Source organism: Zhongshania sp. (genome assembly GCF_041623545.1).
Taxonomy (GTDB): domain Bacteria; phylum Pseudomonadota; class Gammaproteobacteria; order Pseudomonadales; family Spongiibacteraceae; genus Spongiibacter.
The window spans coordinates 1-5,636 of the sequence record NZ_JBFJWS010000206.1 but is presented as its reverse complement, the minus strand read 5'-3'; the positions used below and the strand labels follow the sequence as shown (position 1 = coordinate 5,636).

The following is a 5,636-nucleotide window of genomic DNA, read 5'->3' as shown; positions in this document are numbered from 1 at the left end:
GGTTAGTAGAAAATCTGTACTTTGTGAGCGAGTATCGCCTGAATGAGTATCGCCGCAGCGACGTTAACAACCTCGCCGTTGGCATGGAGTACAAAGTGAAGTGGTAGCATCACGGCTTAGCGCAAAAACGCCTGACCACCGTCGATTGGTAATGTGTGACCGGTAATATAACTGGCGTCGGGACCACACAAAAACACGACGACCCTGCCAATATCCTCTTCGCAGTCGCCCACGCGCCCAAGCGGCACCGTGCCAAGAAAGTCTTCAACGTCGTCACCGCCACTCTCCACCCAGCGATTCATCGCAGGTGACATCGCCAACGGCATAATACAGTTCACCCGGATGTTATCTGCACCCCACTCACAGGCAGCCGCGCGGCTTAAGGCGCGTATCGCCTCCTTCGCTGCGGCATAGGCGCCGAAACCAGCGGAGTCTGAACGCATCGCCGCCGAACTAGCGAGATTAACAATACTGCCATCGCCACGTAAAAAGGGGTAACAGGCTTTCATAAAGCGAAACGTCGCCAGGGGACCGGAGTCCATACCCTCCTGGTACTCGTCATCATTGATTTCAAGCAAGCGCCCCAAAGGGACTATTTGGGCGTTATTCACCAAGATGTCGATACTGCCGAACTCGTCGACAATTTCCATTACCGCCGCATCAATGTCTTCAGCCTCGGTCACATCACAGACAAAGGCTTGAGCCTCACCACCACGATGATGAATTTCCGCACAGGTGGCCTCTAGAGTTGCAAGCGTTCGGCCTAAAACCGCTACGACAGCACCTTCGGCAGCAAGGGCAAAGGCAATGCCTGCCCCCACACCTTGGCCACCACCGGTCACTAAGGCAACCTTATTTTGTAGAATAGTCATACCGCTCACCCCCACCTGCAATGAAATAGCACACCATCTTTCAATAACTAGTCGGCGAGTTGCGCCACGCTCTTCAGAATTAGGCGCACCAACAAAGTTTGCCGGCTGACACCGGTTTTTGAAAAAATCGATCGCAAATGGGTGCGCGCGGTATTCCGGCTCATTCCCAATGCCGCTGAGGCCTCATCTAAAGATAGGCCATCAGCCAATAACAGCGACAGCTGAGCTTCGGTTGGGGTGAAACCGAAGAGCTGAATAATCACCGCAACCGGCGCTTCGGCGCCGTATTCCGGGTCGCTAATAAATATTGCAACAGTGGGCACGGCCTTACCCTCAGACCACTCCGTCATTGGCACGGGCCGCGCAATCACACCGAGGTCAGAAAAATCGCCATCGCGGCTCACGCGCATGGCTTCCACTACGGTGGGTTCATCGCCGACTTTATGCGCCAGGATGCGGTCAATAAGGCGCTGCAACTTTTTGGTAGTCGCCTGATCACCCAAAAGTAAACGGCCATCCTCGATACGCACATCAGGTTCGCGAATAATTAAATGCTCAGCCATGCGATTACAATTGAGCACCCGACCATTCTCATCCAAAATAATAGTCGCCAATGACAAACTTTCCACTGCGCCTGCATACAGCGCCCGCTCAGATTCTATTTTATTTAAGCGTACATGTAGACGCAGCGCCCGCTCTAGGTGAGGTAACAAGGCGTAAATTAAATCGCGGTCCGCTTTATTAAAACTGGGAGATTGCTCGCCACGTGCGACGCGCAGGCCCGCGTCCATTTCTCCGGGCACGTGAATATCGACCCCGAGAGAGTCGTAAAGCCCCGCAGGCTTCATACACAGATTATAAAGCTCGCTCTCCAACCAATTCTCACCTGGCACCAGCTCCATTAGGCTCTTTACTTCACCGGGACGCAGCGACTGAAAGGGGTCCATCGCAAATAGGCGCTCTTGATAACGGGCAATACCTTCCAAGTTCCCGCCGACCACTCGCAGCACGCCAAGGCCTTTCTCCGAAGGCGGGTTCAGCACCAAAGTCACCGATACCGCACCCATCAGCTTACATAGTACTGACAGAAAATCCTGCCAAGGCTCCTCTTCAAGGGGACCCTGATAGATTGTGGCAATGACTTCATCAAACGCGGGATCAATAAGCATACGGCGGTGAGCGACCTTTAATTCCTATTATGGCCGCTAGTATAACCGAGAATGGAGAACAGAATAGTACTAGAAAACCCCAAGGTCACATTTACCACCTTGGGGCTTAGAGGTTTGCAGATTAGCCGCAGGAAATCAGATTAAACCACGGGCTTTAGCCATATCGAGAGCCAAATCTTCAATCATGTCCTCTTGGCCGCCCACTGTCCGGCGGCGACCTAGTTCAACCAAAATATCACGTGACGACACGCCATACTTCTCAGCCGCACGCTTAGCAAACAGTAAGAACGAGGAGTAAACCCCCGCGTAACCGAGGGTCAAGGAGTCCCGGTCAATTCGAATTGGACTGTCCATAATCGGGGTAACGAGATCTTCCGCTACGTCCATGATTTTATACAGGTCAATGCCGTGATCGACGCCCATACGCTCCATTACCGCCACCAAAACCTCGAGTGGCGTATTACCAGCGCCGGCGCCCAAACCCGCCACCGAACCGTCGATGCGATTAGCACCCGCTTCGACAGCGACCAAGGAGTTCATTACGCCAAGACTGAGGTTGTGATGCGCGTGGAAGCCCAGCTCTGTTTCGGGCTTGAGTTCGCGTCGCAATAAAGCAATTCGCTCCTTAACCTGATCTGGCAGTAAATAGCCCGCTGAATCCGTGCAGTAAATACAGTTTGCACCATAGGATTCCATGAGCTTGGCCTGCTCCACGATTTGCTCGGCCTCGATCATGTGGGTCATCATCAAAAAGCCAACCGTATCTAGACCCATTTGCGAGGCCATACCGATATGCTGCTCTGAGACATCGGCTTCGGTGCAGTGGGTCGCAACGCGAATGGTTGTCACCCCTAAGTCTGCCGCCATTTTAAGGTGATCGACGGTACCGATACCTGGCAATAGCAAGGCTGAAATTTTGGCGTTTTTTACGACGCTTACAACGGCCTTGAGGTACTCCTCATCGCTATGCGCTGGGAAGCCGTAATTGACAGAGGAACCACCCAAGCCATCGCCGTGAGTGACTTCAATAAGCGGCATCCCCGCCTCATCCAAGCCCTTGGCAATTGATTTCATTTCTTCGAGGGAAATCTGATGCTGCTTAGCGTGCATACCATCGCGTAAGCACATGTCATGTAAAACGACTTTTTTACCGCGTAAATCCATTCTCGTATCCCCTTAAGCGGCCGTCGGCTTTAGTGTTAAACGGCCAGCCAATATCTCTTCAGCAAACATTTCAGCGGTACGTAAACCCGCTGCGGTCATAATGTCGAGGTTACCGGCATACTTCGGAAGGAAATCGCCAAGCCCTTCTACTTCCATAAAAATTGACACGCGATTACCATCAAATACTGGGCCATTTTTAAGACGGTAACCAGGCACGTATTTCTGCACCTCGGCGATCATCTCGTGCACGGAAGCCGTTATTGCTGCTTGATCGGGCGCATCCACCGTTAAGCAGTGAATGGTGTCGCGCATCATTAGCGGTGGCTCCGCAGGGTTAATAACAATGATCGCCTTGCCCTTCGCCGCGCCGCCAACCCGCTCAACTGCACCGGCGGTCGTACGGGTAAACTCGTCGATATTTTTGCGAGTACCGGGCCCAACAGAAAGCGAGCTTACCGTGGCGACAATTTCGCCGTAGCTCACTTCTTGCACCCGAGAAACCGCGGCCACCATGGGGATCGTCGCCTGACCACCACACGTCACCATATTGACGTTCATACAGCCGTCAGCGAGAGCGTCCTTCAAATTGACCGGCGGCACGCAGTAGGGGCCGATTGCAGCTGGTGTTAAGTCGATCATTAAGGCGCCCTGCTCGTTGACCTTACGAGAGTTTTCGGCATGAACATAGGCCGAGGTCGCGTCAAAACAAATCTGCACGCCGTCGGCACGCATAGTTGGCAGCATGCCATCGACACCCTCGGATGTAACCTTCAAACCCATTTCCGCTGCGCGACTCAAGCCGGGTGAATCTGGATCAACGCCCACCATCCACACTGGCTCAATAAACTCGGAACGAAGGGCTTTCATCAGTAGATCGGTGCCGATATTACCGGGACCGATAATCGCAGCTTTAATTTTTTCAGCCATTATTGCTTACTCTCATAGTAAATTCGGGCACGTCGCCAATATTCAATTAAACAAACTGCACGGCGGCGCGGCCAATTCCGTGTAATTCCATCGTCATTTTGTCACCAGCTTGCACAGGTTCCAGCGGCACTAAAGATCCGGACAAAATCACTTCGCCAGCCTTAAAGGGAATACCGAAGCGCCCGAGGGTATTGGCCAACCACGCCACTGCCGTCAGGGGATTACCCTGTACCGCACTGCCCAAACCTTCGCTGAGCAGCTCACCATTTTTCCACACAGTGATTTTCAAATTGGGTAAATCTAAGCCCTTGGGGTCAGCACTGGCGTCGCCAAGTACATACACCCCGCAGGAAGCATTGTCGGCAACGGTGTCTTGGATTTTGATTTGCCAATCGCTAATGCGGGAGTCAACGATTTCGAAGCACGGCATAATGCATTCGGTAGCCGCTAAGACATCGGCCTCGGTCACACCGGGCCCCTGTAAATCTGCTTTCAATTTAAAGCCAATCTCGGCTTCAGCCCGGGGTTGAATCATATTGCCAGCCACCGGCACATCCGCACCATTGGCATAGGCCATCGCATCAGTCAAAAAGCCAAAGTCAGGCTGATGCACGCCCAGCATGTCTTGCACCACCTTGCTGGTTACCCCGATTTTTTTACCCACTACAACTTCGCCATCATCCTCTAGCCGACGCTTTAACATCTGCAAGGAAATATAATAGGCATCGTCAAGGTCGATATCTGGCGCTTGCTCGGTGAGCGGCGCGATAGGCTGAAAACTGCGCATCGCCTCGTAAAGCGCATTGCCGAGTTTCTCAATTTCTTGCTGCTGCATAATTAGTTATTTCTCAAAAAATCAACGGTATTACGATTAAACATATCGCGGTGCTCGACCATGACCCAATGACCGCACTCCGATACGAGGGTAAGCCGAATATGTCGACAATTTTTAGCAAGGGTTTGAATGCCGGTTTCCGGCATCATCATTTCGTTCACCCCCCAAAAGGCCAAAATCGGGCAGCTAATCTCGCCAAGGCGAGACGCCATATTGGGCACCACCATCGAGGTGATAACCTGACTATTTTGCTGTTGAAAGATACCCCAGCGTTCGTTTATCAACTGCTCATCAACCACACTGTCGTCGTACACCAAACCCCGGCGAATAAAGTCTTCTAAACGCTCTGGCGCCATCGGTCCAGAGGTAAAAACTTCCTTCATCACTTGCATGCCCGGCATATGAAAGTAATCGGCCTGCTCTTCTATACCGCCGGGCGCCATTAACACTAATTTGTCAACGACGGTGGGATTATCTAAGGTGTACTTAATAGCGATGGCACCGCCAAGGGAGTTGCCGATTAAGGCGCAGCGCTCTACGCCAATCTGCACGAGTAACTGCTGAATACACTCAACAAAAAAATCGAGGTGATACTGAACATCCTCAGGCTTATCTGAATAACCGTAGCCGATAAGATCAGGCACAATGACCCGGAAGCCTTGCTCAACT

At 52.2% G+C, this 5,636-nt stretch carries 6 protein-coding genes; all 6 read right to left on the bottom strand.

Annotated elements, in window-relative coordinates:
- Nucleotides 1-116: 116 nt before the first annotated feature.
- Nucleotides 117-872, bottom strand: a complete 756-nt coding sequence (locus ABYT30_RS14555) for an SDR family NAD(P)-dependent oxidoreductase (RefSeq protein ID WP_373079708.1) — start codon at nucleotides 870-872, stop codon at nucleotides 117-119.
- Between the two features lie 47 nt (nucleotides 873-919).
- Complete coding sequence (locus tag ABYT30_RS14550; protein WP_373079706.1) at nucleotides 920-2,041, bottom strand: hypothetical protein; 1,122 nt, start codon at nucleotides 2,039-2,041, stop codon at nucleotides 920-922.
- A 135-nt stretch (nucleotides 2,042-2,176) separates the two neighbouring features.
- A complete protein-coding gene (gene dmpG / locus ABYT30_RS14545) occupies nucleotides 2,177-3,205 on the bottom strand; it encodes a 4-hydroxy-2-oxovalerate aldolase (protein WP_373079704.1) in 1,029 nt (342 codons plus the stop codon).
- 12 nt (nucleotides 3,206-3,217) lie between these two features.
- The gene (locus ABYT30_RS14540; RefSeq protein ID WP_373079702.1) at nucleotides 3,218-4,132 is read right to left on the bottom strand and encodes an acetaldehyde dehydrogenase (acetylating); all 915 of its coding nucleotides are present in this window, start codon (nucleotides 4,130-4,132) and stop codon (nucleotides 3,218-3,220) included.
- A gap of 46 nt (nucleotides 4,133-4,178) precedes the next feature.
- A complete protein-coding gene (locus ABYT30_RS14535) occupies nucleotides 4,179-4,967 on the bottom strand; it encodes a fumarylacetoacetate hydrolase family protein (RefSeq protein WP_373079701.1) in 789 nt (262 codons plus the stop codon).
- A 2-nt stretch (nucleotides 4,968-4,969) separates the two neighbouring features.
- Nucleotides 4,970-5,636: alpha/beta fold hydrolase (locus tag ABYT30_RS14530; protein WP_373097258.1), on the bottom strand; the 667-nt coding region annotated here is incomplete at its 5' end.

What these genes read in the sequence shown, in the direction of transcription:
- ABYT30_RS14540 (WP_373079702.1), bottom strand. Translation starts at nt 4,132, where the DNA reads ATGGCTGAAAAAATTAAAGCTGCGATTATCGGTCCCGGTAATATCGGC.
- ABYT30_RS14555 (WP_373079708.1), bottom strand. Translation starts at nt 872, where the DNA reads ATGACTATTCTACAAAATAAGGTTGCCTTAGTGACCGGTGGTGGCCAA.
- ABYT30_RS14550 (WP_373079706.1), bottom strand. Translation starts at nt 2,041, where the DNA reads ATGCTTATTGATCCCGCGTTTGATGAAGTCATTGCCACAATCTATCAG.
- ABYT30_RS14535 (WP_373079701.1), bottom strand. Translation starts at nt 4,967, where the DNA reads ATGCAGCAGCAAGAAATTGAGAAACTCGGCAATGCGCTTTACGAGGCG.
- dmpG (WP_373079704.1), bottom strand. Translation starts at nt 3,205, where the DNA reads ATGGATTTACGCGGTAAAAAAGTCGTTTTACATGACATGTGCTTACGC.